Here is a 21,484-nt window from a genome sequence, read left to right as displayed (position 1 = left end):
CCACCCTCAACCCGTTATCAAACGTTCACGCAACGCCGCAATCTCGTCTCGCATCTGCGCCGCCGCCTCGAACTCCAGATCTCGCGCCAACTGGTACATCTTCTCTTCCAGCGCCTTGATGCGCTTGGCAATCTCGCCAGGTGAGCGCAATTCGGCTTCGTACCGCGCGCTTTCTTCGGCCGCTTTGGCCATGCCCTTGCGCTTCTTGCTGCGCGAGCCCGGCACGTTGGCGCCTTCCATGATATCGGTGATGTCCTTGACCACCCCCTTGGGCACGATACCGTTGGCGGCGTTAAAGGCGATCTGTTTGTCACGGCGGCGCTCGGTTTCGCCGATCGCCCGCTCCATTGAGCCGGTCACTCTGTCGGCATAGAGAATCGCCCGCCCATTGAGGTTACGCGCCGCCCGGCCGATGGTCTGAATCAGTGAACGCTCAGAACGCAGGAAGCCTTCCTTGTCGGCATCGAGGATCGCCACCAGTGACACCTCAGGCATGTCCAGGCCCTCGCGCAGCAAGTTGATCCCCACCAGTACATCGAAGGTGCCCAGGCGCAGATCGCGAATGATCTCGACCCGCTCCACCGTGTCGATATCCGAGTGCAGATAGCGAACCCGCACGTCGTGATCGGCCAGGTAATCAGTGAGGTCCTCGGCCATACGCTTGGTCAGGGTGGTGACCAGTACCCGCTCCTCCACCGCCACACGCTTGCGGATTTCCGAGAGCAGGTCGTCGACCTGGGTGGTAGCCGGACGCACTTCAACCTGCGGGTCGACCAAACCGGTCGGACGCACCACCTGCTCCACGACTCTGCCAGCATGCTCGGCCTCATAGTTGCCTGGCGTGGCAGAAACGAAGATGGTCTGCGGGCTGACGCTTTCCCATTCATCGAAACGCATGGGCCGGTTGTCCAGCGCCGATGGCAGGCGGAAGCCGTACTCGACCAGGGTTTCCTTGCGCGAGCGGTCGCCTTTGTACATCGCCCCGACTTGCGGAACGCTGACGTGGGATTCGTCGATCACCAGCAATGAGTCAGGGGGCAGGTAATCATAAAGGGTCGGCGGCGGCGCGCCGGCCGGACGCCCGGAGAGGTAGCGCGAGTAGTTCTCGATGCCGTTGCAGTACCCCAGTTCGAGGATCATTTCCAAATCGAACCGGGTGCGCTGCTCCAGACGCTGGGCTTCGACCAGCTTGTTGGCCTTGTGCAGGTATTCAAGACGCTGCTGCAGTTCTTCCTTGATACCCTCCACCGCGTCGAGCAAGGTTTCCCGTGGGGTCACGTAGTGGCTCTTGGGGTAAAAGGTAAAGCGCGGCAACTTGCGGATCACCTCGCCAGTCAACGGGTCGAAGGCGGCAATGTTCTCCACTTCATCATCGAACAGTTCGATGCGGATGGCCTCCAGGTCCGATTCGGCCGGGAAAACATCAATCACATCGCCGCGCACGCGGAAGGTGGCGCGGGCAAAGTCCATTTCGTTGCGGGTGTACTGCAAGTCGGCCAGGCGCCGCAGCAAGGCGCGCTGGTCGAGTTTGTCGCCACGATCAACGTGCAACACCATCTTCAGGTAGGTTTCCGGGCTACCCAAACCGTAGATGCATGACACCGTGGTCACGATAATCGCGTCGCGACGCTCAAGCAGCGCCTTGGTCGCCGACAGGCGCATCTGTTCGATGTGGTCGTTGATCGAGGCATCCTTTTCGATAAAGGTATCGGACGACGGCACATAGGCTTCGGGCTGGTAGTAGTCGTAGTAGGAAACGAAATACTCAACAGCGTTATTGGGGAAAAACGCCTTGAACTCGCCATACAACTGCGCCGCCAGGGTCTTGTTCGGCGCCAGCACCAGCGTCGGTCGCTGCACCTGGGCGATAACGTTAGCGATGCTGAAGGTCTTGCCCGAGCCGGTCACACCGAGCAGCGTCTGATGCGCCAGGCCCGCTTCGATGCCCTCGACCATCAGGCGAATAGCTTCGGGCTGGTCGCCGGCTGGCTGGAAACGGGTGACGAGCTGGAACTCGGACATGACAAACCTCTGTGTTAGCGCGACGTGTTTTGCGCAGATGCTGGCAACTGTATTTATAGACAGTGCTTATACCTAATTAGGGGTCAGCAATGCCAGTTTCAACGCCGTGTCGTGGGCATTTCTGAGTATGGACCGGTCAATTCGACTAACGGTCGAAAAATATTCGGTGAAACAGCAGGAAAAGCTGCGTCAGACTGTCGCCGTGACCGATGGGTATCACTATACTGACTCCCCGTTTGTGCACCGCTCTAGTGCATTCGGCTGGAGCGTGCGGACCTCTTCCACTCTCCATTCAGAGCCAAGGTAATAATGAGCCTGTTTTCCGCTGTCGAGCTGGCACCACGCGATCCCATTCTGGGCCTCAACGAAGCTTTCAACGCCGATACCCGTAGCAACAAGGTCAACCTGGGTGTAGGTGTTTACTGCAACGAAGAAGGGCGTATCCCACTGCTGCGCGCAGTGATCGAAGCCGAAACCCAGCGCGCTGCCCAGCACGCTTCCCGCGGTTACCTGCCGATTGACGGCATCGCCGCCTACGACCAGGCCGTGCAGAGGTTGCTGTTCGGTGCCGAGTCGCCACTGCTGGCCGCTGGCCGTGTGATCACCACCCAGGCCGTCGGCGGCACCGGTGCACTGAAGATCGGTGCCGACTTCCTCAAGCAAGTGTCGCCCAACGCCGTTGTGGCGATCAGCGACCCGAGCTGGGAAAACCACCGCGCCCTGTTCGAAACTGCCGGTTTCCCGGTACAGAACTACCGCTATTACGACGCAGCCACCAACGACGTCAACCGCAGCGGCATGCTCGAAGACCTCAACGCCCTGCCGTCCGGCTCGATCATCGTGCTGCACGCCTGCTGCCACAACCCGACGGGCGTCGACCTGAGCCTGGACGACTGGAAAAACGTTCTGGAAGTGGTCAAAGCCAAGGGCCACGTGCCCTTCCTCGACATGGCCTACCAGGGCTTTGGCGATGGTATCCACGAAGACGCCTTCGCTGTGCGCCTGTTCGCTGAGTCGGGCCTGAACTTCTTCGTTTCCAGCTCGTTCTCCAAGTCCTTCTCGCTGTACGGCGAGCGCGTTGGCGCCCTGTCGATCATCACTGAGTCCAAGGAAGAGAGCGCGCGCGTGCTGTCCCAGGTCAAGCGCGTGATCCGCACCAACTACTCCAACCCGCCGACTCACGGCGCCAGCATCGTCGCCGCCGTGCTCAACAGCCCGGAACTGCGTGCGATGTGGGAAGAGGAACTGGGTGAGATGCGCCAGCGCATCCACGGCATGCGCAAGCAGATGGTCGAGTTGCTGGCCGAATACGGCGCCGAGCGTGACTTCAGCTTCGTCGGTCGTCAGCGCGGCATGTTCTCCTACTCGGGCCTGACCGTTGAGCAAGTGGCGCGCCTGAAGAACGAGTTCGGCATCTATGCGTTGGATACCGGCCGCATCTGCGTGGCCACTCTGAATCAAAGCAACATCCATGGCGTGACCAAGGCGATCGTCGAGGTCCTGTAACTGACCTTTTGCTCAGGGGAGGCTTGACTTCCCCTTAGCAATCAGTAAGATACGCCACAGATTCCGCGATAGCTCAGTCGGTAGAGCAAATGACTGTTAATCATTGGGTCCCAGGTTCGAGTCCTGGTCGCGGAGCCAAATACTTGAAAAACCTCCAGTTGCGCTGAGCACTGGAGGTTTTTTCGTTTCAGTGCCTGACTCGCGCCTCACGACTGACAGGGCGCCGATCTTCCACCAGCGCCCCACCCATAAAATCAGCTGCGGCCAATGGGGTAGAAGATGCCACCGCTCCACACCCCCAGCCATTGCTGACCGTCGATCTGCCGCGGCTCAGCCAGCTCTACCAGCTGATAGAACACATTGCGATGGATCAGCGCCTCGAGGTTGCTGCGCATGTGCACGTAGGGCGACGGTTCTTGAGTCTTCGGGTCGACCTCGAAGCGCAGAGGGTGCTCAGGCCCTGCATCAACCTGATCCTCGACATTACTGGTAAAGCGCAGCACCTGCTGCTCGCCGCTGCCCTGCACCTCCACCGCCACCGCCACGAACGGCGCGTCATCGACCTTGATACCGACCTTCTCCACTGGCGTCACCAGGAAGTAGTCATCACCGTCACGGCGCATGATGGTGGAGAACAAGCGAACCATCGGCTTGCGTCCGATGGGTGTGCCCAGGTAGTACCAGGTACCGTCCCGAGCGATGCGCATGTCGATATCGCCACAGAAGTCGGGGTTCCACAGATGCACCGGTGGCAGCCCCTTGTCGGACTTGGGAATCTGCGCCAACAGATCGTTGGCCTTGCCACTCTCGGTCATCACCCTCTCCTCAACGACTCATGCCTAAAAGGCTACGAGCGTAATCCTCAAGGGGTGGGCCGAGCAAATCTTCTGGCTTGTTATCGTGGAACGTCAGCAATCCGCCGCGGCTTTTGATCCGCGCGGTATCGATCAGGTAGCGTGTGTTGGTTTCAATGAGCATCAACTGGACAATACCGGTATCGACACCCAGACGGTCGAGCGCCTGCTCGTCATACCACTCATCACCATTGCCGATGCGGTCATCGGTTCGGGCAAAGCGCGCATATAACAGATAATGGGCGCCCACTGAGCGGGCCTCGACCAACGCCTGCTCCAACCCCAACGGCCCCTCGGCCCGACGGACCATGGGGAAGTATTCGATAAAGCCCTTGAAGGCCTCCTCGGCCACCACGTTAGGCCGCGGATAAGGGCCCTTGCCTGGTGGAACGAAGGCCCCCTGACCGATGTAAATGAATGAATCAGGTTGCAGGCGCACCGACAGCGAACGACGAGTGTCACTGTGATCGAGCAGACCGGCGTCGCTCATTTGATAACGGGCACCCTCACCCATATCGCTGACTGTCATGCAGCCGCCCAGCGCCATCAGCGCCAGCAGCAGAACCAGGCTACGCATCTATCCTCCAGAGGCCGGTGACGGAAAACCGGCGAACAGCTGACAGATGCAGCTTTTGCGCCAGTCTTAACCGCCGATGATTTTCATCACGGTGGCCCCACCGGAAAACGCCACCGGCTGTTTGTCGCCCAGCGCCTTGACGAGCAATCCCTGCAAGGCGGGCAAGGCTTGGTGGCGCGGCTTATCAAGCAGGTCGCCGATAAAGTGACGATTGCTCGATGACAGACAGCCATGCAACCAGCCAGTGGAGGACAAACGCAAGCGCGAGCAGGTCCGGCAGAACGGCACGCTTTCGTTGGCGATTACGCCAAAATAGCCCTGACCAGGAATCTGGTAGCGCAGTGCCGTGGCATCCACTGGCGCATTGGCCTGCAAGTACTCGTAGCGCTCGCCAATCAACTGCAACAGGTGCTCAAGGCTAACGAACTGTTGCAGGAAAGCATTGCTGTCACGGGCCAGATGCCCCATGCGCATCAACTCGATAAAGCGCAGCTCGAAACCACGGGCCAGGCAATAGTCCAGCAGCGGCACTACCTGATCAAAGTTCTGCCCACGCAAGGGCACCATGTTGACCTTGATCTTCATCCCCGCCGCACTGGCTTGTTCCATGCCATCGAGCACCGTAGCCAGGTCGCCACCGCGGGCAATACGACGAAATGCATCGGGATCGAGGGTATCAAGGGAAACGTTGAGGCGACGAATACCTGCCGCACGCAACAGCGGCAGCTTGCGCGCCAACAGCTGGCCATTGGTGGTCAGGCTGATTTCGTCCAGGCCCAGATCAGCAATTGAGGTAAGAAAGGTTTCCAGCTTGGGACTGACCAGCGGCTCGCCACCGGTCACGCGTACACGTTCTATGCCGGCAGCTTCGATCAAATAAGCCACGCCACGGGCCATGGCCTCAGCCGACAGTTCATCCTGGGCCGCCACCAGACGCTTGCCGTCCGGAACGCAATAGGTGCAGGCATAGTTGCAGGCAGCGGTGAGGCTGACGCGCAAGTTGCGAAAACGCCTGCCTTGGCGGTCGACGATCATGGGTGACTCCGGCATGGATGAATCGGGCCTGCAAAACCTGACTCAAAAATCAGGTTTTTGCAAGCCTCTTACATGAGTATAGGCCTGCAGGCCTTATCTCAGTAGCGCCGTCACCCCGCAAAGCGGCTCAGTTACCGGCAACGTCCGGGTCGCGCTTGCGCTTGTTGCCCATGCGCACGCCGATATCCATGAGAAACTGGAAGAAACCCTCCTGGTCTTCCAGCACGTTGCTCCAGAACGGCGAGTGATAAAGCGCCACCGCGCCATGCACCAGCGCCCAAGCGGCACAGTAGTGGAAATACGGCGGCACGTCTTCGAGCTTGCCTTCACTGATGCGCCCCTTGATCAGCAGGGTCAAGCGCTCGAAGTTGGAGGCGCGGATCTTGTGCAGCTCCTCCACCATCTCCGGTACCTGGTTGCCCTTGACCACTTTCTCTTCGAGGCGGTCGAACAAGCGGTAGCGCTGCGGATCACGCATCCGGAATTCGAAGTAGGCGCGCGACAGGGCTTCCTTGTCGCGGTCGACGTCGGCAGAGTGCAACAGTTCGTTCAAATCGCGCTCGTAGTCGAGCATCAGGCGCAGGTAGATCTCTGCCTTGGATTTGAAATGCTTGTAGATCGTGCCTTTGCCGATACCGACGGCATCAGCGATCATCTCGACGGTGACACTGTCTTCACCCTGTTCGAGAAACAGCTTGAGCGCGGTATCGAGAATTTCTTGCTCACGGCGACGAAACTCACGGACCTTACGAGGTTCTTTCTGCATAAGAAGGACTGGATCAAAATCGAAGCCGGTTATTATGCCTAACTTGCGCCAAAATGCACGGATCATCCGACCATGTCTATGTTTCTTGATGAGTTTGAGCAGGCCTCGGGCCTTCGCTATCTGAACCACGCAGCCGTCGCCCCCTGGCCCAAAAGGGCCAGCCAGGCCGTTGCCCGCTTCGCCAACGAGAACGTTTTGCTCGGTGCCAGGGACTATCCGGACTGGATGGCCATGGAGCAGCGTCTGCGTGAACGCCTGATGCGCCTGACGAATGCACCATCGACTGATGATATTGCCCTGGTCAAGAACACCTCCGAAGCACTCTCGTTCGTCGCTTTCGGACTGCAGTGGCAGGCAGGTGACCAGATTGTTATCAGCGATGAAGAGTTTCCCTCCAATCGCATCGTGTGGGAAGCCTTGGCCGACCAAGGCGTTGAAGTGGTTCAAGTGAGCCTTAAAGGCCAAGACCCGGAAGCCAATCTGCTCGCTGCCTGCGGACCGCGTGTGCGCCTGCTGTCGATCAGTGCGGTTCAGTTTGCCAGTGGCCTGCGTCTGGATCTGGTGCGACTCGGTCAGGGCTGTCGCGAGCGAAACGTGCTCTTCTGCATTGATGCTATCCAGCAACTGGGCGCCCTGCCCTTCGATGTCCAGGCCTATCAGTGCGACTTCGCCATGGCCGATGGTCATAAATGGATGCTCGGCCCGGAAGGCCTGGGTGTGTTCTATTGCCGCGCCGAGGTTCGTGGGCAGCTCAAGCTCAGCGAGTATGGCTGGCATATGCTTGAACACATGGGAGACTACAGCCGCTCGACGTGGGAGCCGGCCCGCAGCGCCCGGCGCTTTGAATGCGGCAGCCCGAACATGCTGGGTGCCGCCGCGCTGGATGCTAGCCTGTCGCTGCTCGAAGAAGTGGGCCTGGAACAGGTATCAGAGCTGCTGGCCGAACGCGTACAGTGGCTCTACGAAGGGTTAGCGGCCATTCCTGGCGTTACAGTGCACAGCCCAGAGGAGCTACACCGCCGGTCGGGCATCGTTTCGTTCAGCATCGCGGGGGTGGACAACGTCCTGGTCCATCAGCACCTGAAGCACGAACAGGTCGTTTGCATTCCGCGTGGCCCCGGGGTGCGCTTTTCCCCGCACTTCTACACCTCTAGGCAGGTAATCGACGAAACTGTGCAAATTGTCCGGCAGATTGCAGAGCGATGAGTGCTCAGCAGCCGTCGCTGTATTCCAAATCTGTTTAAAAAACGATCAGGCGGCGCTGGCACCGCGCTAATCCTGACCAATACTTCAGGTGTTGGCGCGGCACACCCCCCAGTGGCGCGCCGATAAAGGTGCTCAGGGACCGCGTACCTTTGTTTTACTCCTAATGGTCTTAACCCGGATTCACCCCCCAGAACCCGGGTTTTTTTTGCCTGCGATTTATCGCACCTGCAGGCGCAGGCTCAGATCACCCGCGCCAGCGGAAACAGGCGTTTGAAGTTAGCGGTAGTCTGCTCAGCCAACTGCTCGTAGCGTTCACCACGCACCATCGCCACGAACTCTGCCACTTCGCGCACGTATTGCGGCAGATTCGCTTTACCTCGATAGGGAATCGGCGCCAGGTAAGGCGAGTCGGTCTCGACCAGCAGGCGATCAGCCGGGACTTGCCGGGCAACATCGCGCAAGGCATCGGCATTGCGGAAAGTGACAATACCGGACAAGGATATGTAGTAACCCAGATCCAGCGCGGCCTTGGCCATGTCCCAGTCTTCGGTGAAGCAATGCAGCACACCCGCCTGGTTCAAGTCTGCTTCGCGCAATAGTGTCAGGGTATCGGCACGCGCCGCACGGGTATGAATGATCACCGGCTTACCAGTGACCTGCGCAGCCTGCAGATGCAGGCGGAAGGAATCCTGCTGCACCTGCGCAGCTTCCGGCTCGTAGTGGTAATCCAGGCCGGTTTCGCCAATTGCCACCACATGCGGGTGCTCAAGCTCCTTGAGCAACCAGTCCAGCGGCGGTGCGCCGTCCGGGGTCAGATCCAGCGGATGAATACCCACCGAACAGTCGACGTCGGCGTAACGCTCACTCAGATCCTTGACCGCCTTGGCATTATCGGCACTGACGCCGATGCACAGGAAATGGCCGACGCCGCGGGCACGGGCGACATCCAGCGCGGCATCCAGCGAACCCTGGTGAGCGCTGAGGTCGAGACGATCGAGGTGGCAATGGGAATCTACAAGCATGGGCACATGACAACACTGAAATGAAATAAAGGGACAGCTCAGCTCAACGCTGGCCGGGCAACATCGCCCAAGAGGCCAGCAGCGCTTCGAGCAACAGCACGCGATTGAGGTTGGCCTTGGCCAGGACCTTCTGACGCTGGGCGAGGATCCAATCCTGAATCTCCAGGACCTTGCCCTGGCCGCTCTTCTGCGCCAGGTACTGTACAACCTTACGCATATCGCTCAAGCCTAAACCTTCCTCATCCTCGGTCAACTGATAGCGCAAGATGAGATTGGACCAGTCGCAGAACCAGTCGAACAGCTGCAACAAGGGAATGGCATTCCAGGCTTCGGCCAACTGGCTGGGCGATTGCTGCTGCTTGAGCAGTTTTTTCACCCCGTCGACCACCAGGGCCCGTTGCTCGCGGATCCCCTGCGCCTGCAACTTGACTGCCGCCAAGGGCGAACCCGCCGCTAGCGTGAGCAATTCAATACGCTCTTGTTCATCGCACTCAGGCAGAGCCGCGCTCAACCAAGCCAAGCTTTGCGCAGTATCGGGCAATGGGCAGGCCTGCTGCACACAACGACTCTTGATGGTCGGCAACAAACGGCTGGGTTGGTGGCTGACCAGTAGTAACACAGTATTGCCGGAAGGCTCTTCCAGGCTTTTGAGCAAGGCGTTGGCGGCGTTGATGTTCATCGCTTCGACCGGCTCGATCAGCACCACCTTGCGTCCGCCCAACTGCGCGGTCTGGACCACGAAAGACACCAGATCACGTACCTGATCGACCTTGATCGGCTTGTCGGCCTCTTCCGGCTCCAGTACGTAATTGTCCGGGTGGCTCCCGGCCGCCAGCAGCAGGCAAGACTTGCATTGCCCGCAGGCGTGCAGATTGGCTGGGCGCTGGCACAGCAGCAGCGCCATCAAGCGCTCGGCCAGGGCGCGCTTGCCGATGCCTTGCGGCCCGTGCAACAGGTACGCGTGAGCATGCTGGGTGCGCCCTGCCAGTTGCTGCCACAACGCTTGCTGCCAGGGGAAGGCTTCAGCCACGGCAACGTTCCACAATTTGCGGCAGCAAGGCGTCCAGGGCTTGCTGCACTTGAGTCAGCGATTGTGCGGCGTCGATCAGCAGGTATTGCTCCGGGGCCGCCTTAGCACGCGCCAGGTAAGCCTGACGGACGGCTTCGAAGAAGCCTTGGCCTTCTTGTTCAAAACGGTCCAGACGGCCACGGGCTGCCGCCCGCGACAGGCCAATCTCCACCGGCAGGTCGAAGACCAGGGTCAGGTCCGGACGCAACGCGCCCTGAACAAATTGTTCAAGGGTGGCAATACGTTCCACACTAAGACCACGACCACCGCCCTGATAGGCATAGGTGGCGTCGGTAAAGCGGTCACACAACACCACCGCGCCACGCGCCAGCGCCGGGCGAATGACTTGTGCCAAGTGCTGGGCGCGGGCGGCGAAAACCAATAGCAACTCAGTGTCGGCATCCATGGGTTCATCGCTAGGTGCCAGCAGCAATTCGCGAATCCGTTCGGCCAGTGGCGTGCCACCAGGCTCACGGGTCAGCACCACATCGACGCCCTGGGCCCGCAAATGCTCGGCAAGGTACTCGCGATTGGTGCTCTTGCCCGCGCCTTCGGGGCCTTCCAGGGTGATAAACAAGCCGCTCACAGGCAGTCCTTACAGTTGATCATTGCGGGGAGGTTTCGCTGGCCGGTGCCGGCTGTTCAGGCACGGGCTCAGGACTGACCTCAGTAGGTTCCGGGCTCTGCGGCTCGGTCGCAGGCTCAGCAGCAGGCTCGATCACCGGTGCCGGGCTCGAGCGGTAGTCGGCACGGCGCTTGATCTGATACTCGCGAACCGCTGAGTTATGCGCATCCAGATCATCAGAGAAAATATGGCTACCGTCGCCACGGGCGACGAAATACAGGCTGCTGCCCGGTGTCGGGTTCAACGCAGCATGAATGGCTTCACGCCCGACCATGGCAATCGGCGTTGGTGGCAGCCCCGCATTGGTGTAGGTGTTGTAGGGCGTTGGCTCTCGCAGGTCAGCGCGAGTGATCTTGCCGTTGTAGCGCTCGCCCATGCCGTAGATCACCGTCGGGTCGGTCTGCAGCAACATGCCAATGCGCATGCGGCGCACGAACACCCCGGCGATCTGACCACGCTCCTGAGGCACACCGGTTTCCTTCTCCACCAGCGACGCCATGATCAGCGCCTGGTATGGGTCACGGTAGGGCAGATCAGCCGGGCGCTCGGCCCACTCCTTGGCCAGCACCTCGTCGAGGCGCGCATACGCCTGCTGAAGGAACTCCACATCGGTCATGCCACGCACAAACCGATAGGTGTCGGGGAAGAATCGCCCTTCCGGGAAAACACCGGGGTGACCAAGCTTGTCCATCACCTCGGCATCGCTAAGGCCATCGAGGGTCTGCTTGATCTTTTCGTGCTTGGCCAACGCAGAACGCACCTGACGGAAATTCCAACCTTCAACCAGGGTCAGGCTGTACTGCACGACATCACCACGGCGCCAGACTTCGAACAGCTCGCGCACCGTCATGCCAGGGGTCATGCGGTACTCGCCGGTATGCAACGGCACCCCCGTCATGTTGAAGCGCCAATACAGGCGCAGCCAAAAGGCATCGTCCAGCAGGCCCTGGCTCTCCATACGGTAGAACATGCGATTGGGAGTGGTACCCGTAGGCACGTCGAGCAATTGCTCCTGGCTGACATGCAGGGGCTGCTCAAGTGCTGAATTCACTTTCCAGGCTGAAAACCCCAAGAACAGGCCTGCCAGGATCAATCCAGTCTCCAGCAGCACCAATAATTTACGTCTCACTAATCAGGCATCCAGTAACGTACGGGCAATGGCCTGCAGTTTACGGGTGAGTGGGCCCGGCGACCAGTTCAGCGATGCAAATGCTCGCACTGGCCAGATACCGTAGACGCTATTGCAGACGAAGACTTCGTCGGCCTGCTCCAGGTCCTGCAGGGACAGATCGGTAATGCGCAGGCTGATTCCGGCATCAGCCGCCTGGTCGATGAGCGCTGCACGCATCACCCCGGCAACACCACAGCGACTCAGGTCGGCAGTCAGCAACTCACCGTCACGGACCAGAAAGAGATTGCTGAACACCCCTTCAATGACCCGCCCCGAAGTGTCAAGCATCAAGCCTTCAGCATGCTCGGTATCCTGCCATTCGGCCCGCGCCAGTACCTGCTCAAGCCGATTGAGGTGCTTGAGCCCGGCCAGCAGCGGCTGCTGGGCAAGTCGGGTGGAACAGGCAAACAGGCGAACGCCCTGCTGCGCATGCTGGGCGGGATACGCGGGTAAAGGGCTACCCTGAAGAATACGTCGTGGTGCCACGCCAGCGGCCGGCGCGTAGCCACGCTGACTGTCACCCCGCACAAGAATAAGTTTGAGCACACCGTCACCCAGCGCACTGGCGTAACGGCATAACTCATCAGCGATCACCACCTGATCGGCGTCGATCGCCAGGCGCTGGCACCCCAGCGCCAGGCGCTCGAGATGATACCCGAGCAATGATGGCCGCCCTGCCCTGACGGCAATGGTCTCGAACAGACCATCGCCGTAGGCCAGGGCCCGGCTTTGCAGGTTGACTGCATCCGCCGGCAGGCCATCGAGCCAGCTGTGCATCAGCCGGCGAACCGGCGGAACACCAGCGAGCCGTTGGTACCGCCAAAGCCAAAGGAGTTGGACAGCACCACATCGATCGGCATGTTGCGCGCCTCATGCGCCACAAAGTCCAGGTCGCACCCAGCATCCGGCTCATCAAGGTTGATGGTCGGCGGGGCAACCTGGCCGTTGATCGACAGCACGCTGAAGATCGCCTCAACCGCACCGGCAGCACCGAGCAGGTGACCGGTCATCGATTTGGTCGAGCTGACAGCCAACTTGTAGGCGTGATCACCAAACACCGACTTGATCGCCGAGGACTCGGCCAGGTCGCCGGCCGGCGTCGAGGTGCCGTGGGCGTTGATGTAATTGACCTGGTCTGCGTTCAGGCCGGCATCGCGCAGGGCGTTGACCATGCAGCGCGCGGCACCACTGCCATCTTCTGGCGGGGAGGTCATGTGATAGGCGTCGCCACTCATGCCAAAACCAACCAGTTCGGCATAGATCGTCGCGCCACGGGCTTTGGCGTGCTCGAGCTCCTCAAGCACCAGCGCACCGGCACCGTCAGCCAGAACGAAGCCGTCACGGCCTTTGTCCCACGGACGGCTGGCACGGGCCGGGTCGTCATTGCGGGTCGACAACGCGCGCGAAGCACCAAAACCGCCCATACCCAGGCCACACGCGGCCATTTCGGCACCGCCGGCAATCATCACGTCGGCTTCACCGAAGGCAATGTTGCGCGCGGCCATACCGATACAGTGAGTACCGGTGGTACAGGCTGTGGCAATGGCGTAGTTAGGTCCCTGCACACCCAGATGGATCGACAGGAAACCGGAAATCATGTTGATGATCGAACCCGGCACGAAGAACGGCGAAATGCGCCGCGGGCCCTGCTCATGCAAAGTCCGGCTGGTTTCTTCGATATTGGTCAGGCCACCGATACCCGAGCCCATGGCTACGCCAATGCGCTCGCGGTTGGCGTCGGTTACCTCCAGGCCAGCGTTGCGCACTGCCTGAAAACCGGCTGCCAGGCCGTACTGAATGAACAGATCGAGCTTGCGGGCTTCCTTGACCGACAGGTATTGCTCAACCTCGAAGCCCTTTACCGAGCCGCCAAAACGGGTGGAGTAGGCAGACAGGTCCGTGTGTTCAATCAGACCTATGCCACTGCGGCCAGCCAGAATGCCCTGCCAACTGCTCGGCACATCCGTACCCAGTGGCGACAGCATACCCATACCGGTGACCACGACGCGTCTACGCGACACAGCACTCTCCTTATTCAATTGACTACATCTCTTGTAAAGAAAAAACCGCACGCCGGCGAAGGCAGTGCGGTTTTTCCATGACAAGAAGCGACGACTACAACGTCTTAAGCCTGGTGGCTGGTGACGTAGTCGATAGCAGCTTGAACAGTAGTGATCTTCTCGGCTTCTTCGTCAGGGATTTCGGTCTCGAATTCCTCTTCCAGAGCCATCACCAGCTCAACGGTGTCAAGGGAATCGGCACCCAGATCTTCGACGAAGGAAGCAGTGTTCACTACTTCTTCTTCTTTAACGCCCAGTTGCTCGGCGACGATTTTCTTGACGCGTTCTTCGATGGTGCTCATACCTTGTTTTCACTCCTAATGGACATATGTCAGGCAGCTGGCCGGTGTGTAAGTGTATAGAAAGACGTCTGCTTTTCAAGCTCAACACGTCTCGCCAGACCACACCTGCCAACCGACTAGAATCTGGTTGCAGCTTTATAACGGATTTTAGACAGCTCGTATGACATTTTTTTGAAGCAATCCGTCACATTGAATTTACATGTACATGCCGCCGTTGACCGGAATGGTCGCGCCGGTCACATAACCTGCGCCTTCAGAGGCCAGGAAAGCGACCACATTGGCGATTTCCTGAGCCTGACCCAAACGCCCCAGAGGGATCTGAGTCTGCAGTGCTTCGCGCTGCGCTTCAGGCAGTTCGCGGGTCATGTCGGTATCGATAAAGCCCGGCGTCACCGAGTTGACGGTGATCGCACGGGAGCCGACTTCACGCGCCAGGGCGCGGCTGAAACCTTCCAGACCGGCCTTGGCGGCAGCGTAGTTGACCTGCCCGGCATTACCCATGGCACCCACTACCGAACCGATGCTGATGATACGACCCCAGCGCGCCTTGGTCATGCCACGCAGCACGCCCTTGGACAGACGGTAGAGGCTGTTGAGGTTGGTATCGATGACATCGAACCACTCATCATCCTTCATGCGCATCATCAGGTTGTCACGGGTAATACCAGCGTTATTGACCAGAATGGTCGGCGCGCCGAACTGCTCCTGGATCTTGGCCAGGGTAGCGCTGACAGACTCATCGCTGGTCACGTTCAGCTCCAGGCCGGTACCGGTGATGCCGTGTTCCTTGAGGGTCGCAGCAATACGCTCAGCGCCCGAAGCGGAGGTGGCAGTACCAATCACGGTAGCGCCCAGACGGCCCAGTTCCAGGGCGATAGCCTGGCCAATACCACGGCTGGCGCCGGTAACCAGGGCAACTTTACCTTGCAGGCTCATGCAAGTTTCTCCTAAATCAGGCCAGCGCCGCACGGGTGGCGGCGAAAGCATCCGGGGTGTTGAGGTTAGAGGTGTTCACGCCATCAGCGCAGCGCTTGTTCAGGCCCGCCAGCACTTTGCCCGGGCCACACTCGACCAGCTGCACCGCGCCATTGGCGGCCAGGGTCTGCACGCACTCGACCCAGCGCACCGGCTTGTACAGCTGTTCGAGCAGGTCACGCTTGAGGGTGTCCAGGTCAGCGGCGACAGCAGCGCTGACGTTCTGTACAACCGGAATCTGCGGTGCCTGCCAATCGATGGCATTGACCGACTCGGCAAAACGCTCGGCAGCCGGACGCATCAGCTCACAGTGCGACGGTACGCTCACCGGCAACGGCAATGCGCGCTTGGCGCCCTTGGCCTTGCAGGCTTCCATGGCGCGCTCGACGGCCGCCTTGGCACCCGCGATAACCACCTGGCCAGGCGAGTTGAAGTTCACCGCGCTGACCACTTCACCCTGCGCCGACTCGGCACAGATGGCAACGACGTCAGCGTCGTCCAGCCCCAGAATCGCCGCCATGGCGCCCTGCCCGGCCGGCACGGCCTCTTGCATGAGCTCACCGCGACGTTTCACCAGCTTCACGGCATCAGCCAGGCTCAGGCTGCCAGCGGCGACCAGTGCACTGTATTCGCCCAGGCTGTGCCCGGAAACGAAAGCCGGACGCGCACCGCCCTCAGCCAGCCACAGACGCCACAGGGCGATCGAGGCAGTGAGGATAGCGGGCTGGGTTTTGTCGGTTTGATTGAGTTGCTCTTCCGGACCCTCTTGGGTCAGCGCCCAGAGGTCATAGCCCAGGGCATCGGAGGCTTCCTTGAAGGTTTCAATGACCAGCGGGTACTGGGCGCCCAGCTCGGCAAGCATGCCGAGGGACTGCGAACCTTGACCGGGAAAGACGAATGCGAGGGATGCAGACATTGAACAAGCCCCTAATGATCTTGTCGTCGGAAATGAAGCGCCCAGCACCTGGCTGAGCACAAGAAACTGAAGACTTGGATGATAACGCGGACCAAGCGGTCACATTTAACCACTTCCTGCGGCATATGCCTAAAGCAACAGGTCTTCCAGGCGACCGTGCAGGCGCTGCGGGAGGTTTTCCTGGATTTCGATCAAGGCACGCTGAATGGCGCTCTGAAAGCCCTGCACGCCGGCAGAGCCATGGCTCTTGATAACGATGCCCTGCAGGCCAAGGAAGCTTGCGCCATTATGCCGCGCCGGGGCCAAGTCAGCCTGCAGGCGCTTGAGCAGCGGCATCGCCACAGCGCCGGCCAGACGCGCAGCCAGACTACCTTTGAACAACGCCTCGATGCGTGCGCCGATCATGGTTGCCAGGCCTTCGCTGGATTTGAGCAGAATGTTGCCGACGAAACCGTCGCATACCACCACATCCGCCTCACCACGGTACAAGCCATCACCTTCGACGAAGCCAATGTAGTTAATCCCGCGGGCGTTCTGCAGCAGACTGGCCGCCAACTTGACCTGCTGGTTACCTTTTATGTCTTCGGTACCGACATTGAGCAGCGCTACACGAGGCCGGGAAATACCCAAGGCTTGAGCCGCCACCGAGCCCATCACGGCAAACTGAAAGAGATTCTCTGCACTGCAGTCGACATTGGCACCCAGGTCGAGCAACTGGCAGTAGCCAGCCTGAGTCGGAATGGCCGCGACCATAGCCGGGCGATCAATGCCAGGCAGGGTCTTGAGCACATAACGCGACAGCGCCATCAACGCACCGGTGTTACCGGCACTCACACAGGCCTGCACCTTGCCATCACGCAATAATTCCAGAGCCACACGCATCGACGAATCGGGCTTGCCACGCAATGCCTGGGCCGGTCGCTCATCCATGCCGATCACTTCGCTGGCGGCAACAATCTGCAGGCGCGCGCGATCCGCTGCCGACTGGCCAGCGATAAGATCTTCAAGAAGGGAGGGTTGACCGACAAGGGTCAGGTGCAGCGAGGGGGTAGCCGATAGGCAAGCAATACTCGCCTGAACAATGCTGCGGGGACCGAAGTCCCCGCCCATTGCGTCAATCGCGATGATCTGAGCGGACAAGGATTACTCGTCAGCGCCCTTGTCGATCACTTTACGACCACGATATACGCCTTCTGGCGATACGTGGTGACGCAGATGCACTTCACCAGTGGTTTTCTCTACGGACAGAGCGTTTTCCGAGAGGGCGTCGTGCGAACGGCGCATGTCACGGGCAGAGCGGGATTTTTTGTTCTGCTGAACAGCCATAATTGATTAACTCCTAAACGTTTGGGTCACGCTTTAACTGCGCCAATACACTGAACGGGTTGGACCGTGTTACCTCGTCCTTGCTCGGTTCGGGCTCATCGGCGCCCGCCGGCTGCTGGCATTCTTCCGGATGATGAGCAGGCACGATGGGCAGGGCGAGCAAAAGCTCCTCCTCGACCAAGGCCTGCAGATCCAAAGGATCTTCGCCCAGTTCCAGCACGTCATAACCTTTCGGCAACGACTGGGTATTCGCACCCTCCTTCACCACAGCGTAAGTACATTCGCTATGGATCGGCAGGGTGACCAGCTCAAGACAACGCTGGCAAACCATTTTGACCTCAACGCTCAGATCGGTGTGGATAACCACAGCTTTCTGCTCGTCTCGCTCAAAATCGAATTTAGCCTGCACCGTACCGACATTGTCGGAAAGCGGGTCGCAGAGTCTCTCCAAATCGGCGAGCTGCAGTGTTCCTTCAAGGGAAACACCACGATCGGCCAATTTGCGCGGGTCAACGTGAGGTGGAATCGGGTCATTCAACATAGGCGCAGCATTCTAGGGATGACCCCCGCCCCTGTCAAAGGAAATTCGGCGCCATTCAGCATGTTAGAATCGTTTCACCTGCCCAGGAGTTTATCATGCTGCCTTTATTACTGGCTTCCAGCTCGCCCTACCGGCGCGAATTGCTTGAGCGTTTGCGCCTACCCTTCAGCTGGGCCTCGCCCGATATCGACGAACAACGCCTACCGGAAGAGCCCGCCCTTGAGCTGGTCAAACGCCTGGCCCAGGAAAAAGCCCACGCCCTCGCCGCCAGCCACCCCAACCACCTGATCATCGGCTCCGACCAAGTCGCGGTGCTTGGCGAACAGATCCTCGGCAAGCCACACACCTTCGAACGCGCCTGCGCACAGCTGCTTGAAGCCAGTGGCAACCATGTCACCTTTCTCACCGGCCTGGCCCTACTCAACAGCCAGACCGGCTATTGCCAGGTCGACTGCATACCCTTCACGGTCAACATGCGCGAACTGGACCTGGCCTGCATTGAGCGCTACCTGCGCGCCGAGGAACCTTACGATTGCGCCGGCAGCTTCAAAGCCGAAGGATTAGGCGTCAGCCTGTTTCAGAGCACCCACGGCGTCGACGCCACCAGCCTGATCGGCCTGCCACTGATCCGCCTGGTAGACATGCTCCAGGCCGAAGGCCTGAGCCTGCCCTAATACCCCGCAGGGATCGAATTAAACCCATAAAAAAGCCGGCCTCAACGGACCGGCTTTTCAACTAACGAATCACTCAGCGCAGCGATGGCCCCTGAAAGCCCATCCACAACGCCAGGCGCTCGGCAATGCTGGTACCCAGGCGCTTGGAAAAGCGATCAAACGGTGACTCTTCAACGGTGAAGTCCACCAATTCCTTCTCACCCACCACATCGCGCGCCACATAACCGGCACTACCCAAGCCATCCACCAAGCCCAGAGCCAAGGCTTGCTCACCCGACCAGATCAAGCCACTGAACAGCTCAGGATGCTCTTTGTCCTTGAGGCGCTCGCCTCGGCCTTGCTTCACACTGGCGATGAACTGCTTGTGAGTCGTCTCCAGCACGCCTTGCCAGAACGCTGTCTCTTCAGGCTTTTGCGGCTGGAAAGGATCCAGAAACGCCTTGTGCTCACCCGCCGTATAGGTGCGCCGCTCGACACCGAGCTTCTCCATGGTGCCAACAAAGCCATAACCGGCAGCTGTAACACCAATGGAGCCAACCAGACTGGCCTTGTCGGCATAGATTTCATCCGCGGCACTGGCAATGTAGTAGGCTCCGGATGCCCCCAAGTCACTGATCACCGCATACAGCTTGATTTTCGGGTACTCCGCACGCAGACGGCGAATCTCATCGTAGATGTAACCCGACTGCACCGGACTGCCGCCCGGGCTATTGATGCGCAGGATTACCGCCTTGGTTTTGCTATCTTTGAACGCCTCGCGCAAGCCACCAACGATATTGTCAGCACTGGCAGGCTCCTGATCCGCAATCACCCCACGCACCTCAACCAGCGCCGTGTGATTGACGCTACGAGACGCCGCCTTGTCCATGCTCGACCATGGACTGAACAGCATGAGGATGCCAAACAGATAGGCGAAGGTCAGCAGCTTGAAAAAAATACCCCAGCGCCGCGCCCGGCGCTGCTCCTGCACACCAGCCAGCAGGGTTTTCTCCAGCAGCTTCCAACTTTTGCGCTCATCGCTGCTTTCGTTGACTTCATTAGCTTCGGCGCTGGGCGCCTTCCATTCGTCAGTCATGCTCACCTACCCTGGAATTACCGCAGCAGGCGAGCGACTTAGCCAGGCCTGCAACTGTGAAAAGTGTTCGATACAGACTTGCGGACCGAAGGCACTCAATGCCGCCGGCGACATAGCCCCATAGCTGACCGCCACAGAATGCATGCCAGCATTGCTGGCCATCAACAAATCGAACGAGGAGTCTCCGACCATCAACGCCCGCGCCGGTTCAATCTGGCAATGGGCAAGAATTTCCTCAAGCATCTGCGGATGCGGCTTGCCACGTGTTTCATCGGCAGCCCGGGTGATATCGAAGTAATCCTCCCAGCCATTGGCTCGCAGCACCCGATCAAGACCTCGTCGCGCCTTACCAGTGGCCACCGCCAGACGATAGCCCTGGGCGCGAAATGCCTCCAGCGATTCCACCACACCCTCGAACAATGGCGATGGCTGCTCATCCAACGCCATGTACACATCAGCATAATGCTGACGAAACACCGCCACCTGCTCGGCATCCAGGTGTGGATACAAGGTGCTGATGGCCTCGGCCAGTGCCAGACCAATAATACCTTTGACCGCTTCATCATCGCAGCCAGGGTGACCAGCGCGACCCGCCGCCACGTGCATGGACTCGACGATACGCCCGATCGAATCAGCCAGGGTGCCGTCCCAATCGAAGATCAGCAGATCGTAATCACGACGCACTCAAGCGCTCCACGGTCTTGGCCCACATGTCATCCACTGGCGCTTCAAGCTTGAGCTCGCCACCATCAGGCAGCGGCACGGTCAGCGCATACGCATGCAGAAACAGGCGTTTGCCGCCCAGCTCGCGAATTTCGCGAGTGAAGTCCTCATCGCCATACTTGCTGTCACCCGCGATACAATGCCCGGCATGCAGGGCATGCACTCGAATCTGGTGGGTGCGACCGGTAATCGGCCGCGCCTCGATCATCGTTGCGAATTCACCGAAACGGCGCAGGACGCGAAACAGGGTCAGCGCCTCCTTGCCTTCATCGTTGATTTCAACCATGCGTTCACCGGAGCGCAGATTGCTCTTGAGCAACGGTGCATTGACCTGCTTCTTGGCCGTTGCCCAGTGACCACGAACCAGCGCCATATAGCGCTTGTCGACACCATCACCGCGCAACGCGGCGTGCAGGTGGCGCAACATGCTGCGCTTTTTGGCAATCATCAACAGGCCGGACGTGTCGCGATCCAGGCGATGGACCAACTCCAGCTCCTTGGTATCGGGACGCAACTGACGAAAGGCTTCAATAACCCCAAAATTCAAGCCGCTACCGCCATGCACGGCGATGCCCGCAGGTTTGTTCAATACGATCAAGGCCTTGTCTTCATAGACGATGGCGGCCTCCAGGCGCTGAAGCAAACCTTGGGCCACAGGCACAGGCTCATCGCGCTCCGGCAGACGAACGGGCGGCACGCGCACGATGTCTCCGGCCTGCAATTTGTACTCAGGCTTGATCCGGCCCTTGTTCACCCGCACTTCGCCTTTGCGCAAAATGCGGTAAATCAAGGTCTTGGGAACGCCCTTGAGCGCAGTGATGAGAAAGTTATCGATTCGTTGGCCGGCAAGTTCCGGCGCGACCTCAATCAGCTGGACGCCGGAGGTCGGAGGGGCATTAGTCGTCATTTGCTAATCATAACAATTTTTTATGGATTTGAAGCACTTAATGATTGCTGCTATAGTCGCGAACGCCGCCAAAAGCGGCTGGCCAGCGGACTCACGGCTTCTAGCCGGCCCTGACCGACGCAAAATCTCGAG

At 59.5% G+C, this 21,484-nt stretch carries 23 protein-coding genes and 1 tRNA gene; 4 read left to right on the top strand and 20 right to left on the bottom strand.

The features are described from left to right. Positions 1-6: 6 nt before the first annotated feature. Positions 7-2,022 (bottom strand): excinuclease ABC subunit UvrB, encoded by a 2,016-nt coding sequence (gene uvrB / locus CX511_RS08215; protein ID WP_045187195.1) that lies wholly within the window; start codon positions 2,020-2,022, stop codon positions 7-9. 309 nt (positions 2,023-2,331) lie between these two features. Here uvrB and CX511_RS08210 point away from each other — a divergent pair, with 309 nt between their 5' ends. Both CX511_RS08210 and CX511_RS08205 read left to right on the top strand, forming a co-directional pair. Then, complete coding sequence (locus tag CX511_RS08210) at positions 2,332-3,528, top strand: amino acid aminotransferase (protein ID WP_045187193.1); 1,197 nt, start codon at positions 2,332-2,334, stop codon at positions 3,526-3,528. Between the two features lie 62 nt (positions 3,529-3,590). Next, positions 3,591-3,666 (top strand) — tRNA-Asn (locus CX511_RS08205). Between the two features lie 116 nt (positions 3,667-3,782). Here the strand turns inward: CX511_RS08205 and CX511_RS08200 are convergent. From CX511_RS08200 to CX511_RS08185, 4 genes are all read right to left on the bottom strand, one after another. Next, positions 3,783-4,343 (bottom strand): DUF1285 domain-containing protein, encoded by a 561-nt coding sequence (locus CX511_RS08200; protein WP_101292045.1) that lies wholly within the window; start codon positions 4,341-4,343, stop codon positions 3,783-3,785. Positions 4,344-4,353: 10 nt separating this feature from the next. Beyond that, a complete protein-coding gene (locus CX511_RS08195) occupies positions 4,354-4,959 on the bottom strand; it encodes a DUF4823 domain-containing protein (RefSeq protein WP_101292044.1) in 606 nt (201 codons plus the stop codon). 66 nt (positions 4,960-5,025) lie between these two features. Then, the gene (locus CX511_RS08190; protein ID WP_101292043.1) at positions 5,026-5,994 is read right to left on the bottom strand and encodes a GTP 3',8-cyclase MoaA; all 969 of its coding nucleotides are present in this window, start codon (positions 5,992-5,994) and stop codon (positions 5,026-5,028) included. Positions 5,995-6,121: 127 nt separating this feature from the next. Further along, a complete protein-coding gene (locus CX511_RS08185) occupies positions 6,122-6,760 on the bottom strand; it encodes a TetR/AcrR family transcriptional regulator (protein WP_045187184.1) in 639 nt (212 codons plus the stop codon). Positions 6,761-6,832: 72 nt separating this feature from the next. On the opposite strand from CX511_RS08185, the gene CX511_RS08180 reads away from it, so the two are divergent. Continuing rightward, on the top strand, positions 6,833-7,966 hold the full coding sequence (locus CX511_RS08180) for an aminotransferase class V-fold PLP-dependent enzyme (protein WP_101292042.1): 1,134 nt from the start codon (positions 6,833-6,835) through the stop codon (positions 7,964-7,966). 239 nt (positions 7,967-8,205) lie between these two features. Here CX511_RS08180 and CX511_RS08175 read toward each other — a convergent pair whose 3' ends face one another. The 12 genes from CX511_RS08175 to CX511_RS08120 form a co-directional block, all read right to left on the bottom strand. Then, positions 8,206-8,988: a TatD family hydrolase gene (locus CX511_RS08175; RefSeq protein ID WP_101292041.1), complete on the bottom strand. Its 783-nt coding sequence runs from the start codon at positions 8,986-8,988 to the stop codon at positions 8,206-8,208. Between the two features lie 43 nt (positions 8,989-9,031). Beyond that, positions 9,032-10,018, bottom strand: coding sequence for a DNA polymerase III subunit delta' (locus tag CX511_RS08170; RefSeq protein WP_045187176.1), 987 nt, complete (start codon positions 10,016-10,018; stop codon positions 9,032-9,034). After that, positions 10,011-10,643 carry a dTMP kinase gene (gene tmk / locus CX511_RS08165; protein ID WP_101292040.1) on the bottom strand — a complete coding sequence of 211 codons (633 nt, stop codon included), beginning with the start codon at positions 10,641-10,643 and terminating at the stop codon, positions 10,011-10,013. The genes CX511_RS08170 and tmk overlap by 8 nt, the downstream gene beginning before the upstream one ends. 19 nt (positions 10,644-10,662) lie before the next feature. Then, positions 10,663-11,811: an endolytic transglycosylase MltG gene (gene mltG / locus CX511_RS08160; protein WP_045187173.1), complete on the bottom strand. Its 1,149-nt coding sequence runs from the start codon at positions 11,809-11,811 to the stop codon at positions 10,663-10,665. A gap of 3 nt (positions 11,812-11,814) precedes the next feature. After that, the gene (pabC, locus tag CX511_RS08155) at positions 11,815-12,630 is read right to left on the bottom strand and encodes an aminodeoxychorismate lyase (protein WP_101292039.1); all 816 of its coding nucleotides are present in this window, start codon (positions 12,628-12,630) and stop codon (positions 11,815-11,817) included. Next, entirely contained in the window at positions 12,630-13,874 is a 1,245-nt protein-coding gene (gene fabF, locus CX511_RS08150) for a beta-ketoacyl-ACP synthase II (RefSeq protein ID WP_045187168.1), read from the bottom strand. The genes pabC and fabF overlap by 1 nt, the downstream gene beginning before the upstream one ends. A gap of 104 nt (positions 13,875-13,978) precedes the next feature. Continuing rightward, positions 13,979-14,215: an acyl carrier protein gene (acpP, locus tag CX511_RS08145; RefSeq protein ID WP_003175607.1), complete on the bottom strand. Its 237-nt coding sequence runs from the start codon at positions 14,213-14,215 to the stop codon at positions 13,979-13,981. 195 nt (positions 14,216-14,410) lie between these two features. Further along, positions 14,411-15,151 carry a 3-oxoacyl-ACP reductase FabG gene (gene fabG / locus CX511_RS08140; protein WP_045187164.1) on the bottom strand — a complete coding sequence of 247 codons (741 nt, stop codon included), beginning with the start codon at positions 15,149-15,151 and terminating at the stop codon, positions 14,411-14,413. Between the two features lie 16 nt (positions 15,152-15,167). Further along, positions 15,168-16,106 carry an ACP S-malonyltransferase gene (fabD, locus tag CX511_RS08135; RefSeq protein ID WP_101292038.1) on the bottom strand — a complete coding sequence of 313 codons (939 nt, stop codon included), beginning with the start codon at positions 16,104-16,106 and terminating at the stop codon, positions 15,168-15,170. Positions 16,107-16,235: 129 nt separating this feature from the next. Beyond that, positions 16,236-17,246 carry a phosphate acyltransferase PlsX gene (gene plsX / locus CX511_RS08130; protein WP_101292037.1) on the bottom strand — a complete coding sequence of 337 codons (1,011 nt, stop codon included), beginning with the start codon at positions 17,244-17,246 and terminating at the stop codon, positions 16,236-16,238. A 3-nt stretch (positions 17,247-17,249) separates the two neighbouring features. Continuing rightward, entirely contained in the window at positions 17,250-17,432 is a 183-nt protein-coding gene (gene rpmF, locus CX511_RS08125; RefSeq protein WP_010223221.1) for a 50S ribosomal protein L32, read from the bottom strand. Positions 17,433-17,445: 13 nt separating this feature from the next. Then, on the bottom strand, positions 17,446-17,973 hold the full coding sequence (locus CX511_RS08120) for a YceD family protein (protein WP_045187160.1): 528 nt from the start codon (positions 17,971-17,973) through the stop codon (positions 17,446-17,448). A gap of 95 nt (positions 17,974-18,068) precedes the next feature. Here CX511_RS08120 and CX511_RS08115 point away from each other — a divergent pair, with 95 nt between their 5' ends. Continuing rightward, entirely contained in the window at positions 18,069-18,647 is a 579-nt protein-coding gene (locus CX511_RS08115; protein WP_101292036.1) for a Maf family protein, read from the top strand. A 73-nt stretch (positions 18,648-18,720) separates the two neighbouring features. Here CX511_RS08115 and CX511_RS08110 read toward each other — a convergent pair whose 3' ends face one another. Genes CX511_RS08110 through rluC form a run of 3 tightly spaced genes read right to left on the bottom strand, consistent with a single transcriptional unit; the run spans position 18,721 to position 21,352 of the window. Then, complete coding sequence (locus CX511_RS08110) at positions 18,721-19,722, bottom strand: S49 family peptidase (RefSeq protein WP_045187156.1); 1,002 nt, start codon at positions 19,720-19,722, stop codon at positions 18,721-18,723. A 6-nt stretch (positions 19,723-19,728) separates the two neighbouring features. Next, positions 19,729-20,406 (bottom strand): HAD family hydrolase, encoded by a 678-nt coding sequence (locus CX511_RS08105; protein ID WP_101292035.1) that lies wholly within the window; start codon positions 20,404-20,406, stop codon positions 19,729-19,731. After that, positions 20,396-21,352 (bottom strand): 23S rRNA pseudouridine(955/2504/2580) synthase RluC, encoded by a 957-nt coding sequence (rluC, locus tag CX511_RS08100; protein ID WP_045187152.1) that lies wholly within the window; start codon positions 21,350-21,352, stop codon positions 20,396-20,398. Before rluC ends, CX511_RS08105 begins: the two co-directional genes overlap by 11 nt. Between the last annotated feature and the right edge of the window lie 132 nt (positions 21,353-21,484).

It is taken from the genome of Pseudomonas sp. S06B 330 (genome assembly GCF_002845275.2).
In the GTDB taxonomy this organism is placed as follows: domain Bacteria; phylum Pseudomonadota; class Gammaproteobacteria; order Pseudomonadales; family Pseudomonadaceae; genus Aquipseudomonas.
The sequence above is the reverse complement of the archived record's forward strand: the minus strand, read 5'-3'. Positions and strand labels throughout refer to the sequence as shown.

Coding starts and splice junctions, on each gene's coding strand:
- uvrB (WP_045187195.1), bottom strand. CDS start 2,022: ATGTCCGAGTTCCAGCTCGTCACCCGTTTCCAGCCAGCCGGCGACCAG.
- CX511_RS08210 (WP_045187193.1), top strand. CDS start 2,332: ATGAGCCTGTTTTCCGCTGTCGAGCTGGCACCACGCGATCCCATTCTG.
- CX511_RS08200 (WP_101292045.1), bottom strand. CDS start 4,343: ATGACCGAGAGTGGCAAGGCCAACGATCTGTTGGCGCAGATTCCCAAG.
- CX511_RS08195 (WP_101292044.1), bottom strand. CDS start 4,959: ATGCGTAGCCTGGTTCTGCTGCTGGCGCTGATGGCGCTGGGCGGCTGC.
- CX511_RS08190 (WP_101292043.1), bottom strand. CDS start 5,994: ATGATCGTCGACCGCCAAGGCAGGCGTTTTCGCAACTTGCGCGTCAGC.
- CX511_RS08185 (WP_045187184.1), bottom strand. CDS start 6,760: ATGCAGAAAGAACCTCGTAAGGTCCGTGAGTTTCGTCGCCGTGAGCAA.
- CX511_RS08180 (WP_101292042.1), top strand. CDS start 6,833: ATGTCTATGTTTCTTGATGAGTTTGAGCAGGCCTCGGGCCTTCGCTAT.
- CX511_RS08175 (WP_101292041.1), bottom strand. CDS start 8,988: ATGCTTGTAGATTCCCATTGCCACCTCGATCGTCTCGACCTCAGCGCT.
- pabC (WP_101292039.1), bottom strand. CDS start 12,630: ATGCACAGCTGGCTCGATGGCCTGCCGGCGGATGCAGTCAACCTGCAA.
- acpP (WP_003175607.1), bottom strand. CDS start 14,215: ATGAGCACCATCGAAGAACGCGTCAAGAAAATCGTCGCCGAGCAACTG.
- fabG (WP_045187164.1), bottom strand. CDS start 15,151: ATGAGCCTGCAAGGTAAAGTTGCCCTGGTTACCGGCGCCAGCCGTGGT.
- fabD (WP_101292038.1), bottom strand. CDS start 16,106: ATGTCTGCATCCCTCGCATTCGTCTTTCCCGGTCAAGGTTCGCAGTCC.
- rpmF (WP_010223221.1), bottom strand. CDS start 17,432: ATGGCTGTTCAGCAGAACAAAAAATCCCGCTCTGCCCGTGACATGCGC.
- CX511_RS08120 (WP_045187160.1), bottom strand. CDS start 17,973: ATGTTGAATGACCCGATTCCACCTCACGTTGACCCGCGCAAATTGGCC.
- CX511_RS08115 (WP_101292036.1), top strand. CDS start 18,069: ATGCTGCCTTTATTACTGGCTTCCAGCTCGCCCTACCGGCGCGAATTG.
- CX511_RS08110 (WP_045187156.1), bottom strand. CDS start 19,722: ATGACTGACGAATGGAAGGCGCCCAGCGCCGAAGCTAATGAAGTCAAC.
- rluC (WP_045187152.1), bottom strand. CDS start 21,352: ATGACGACTAATGCCCCTCCGACCTCCGGCGTCCAGCTGATTGAGGTC.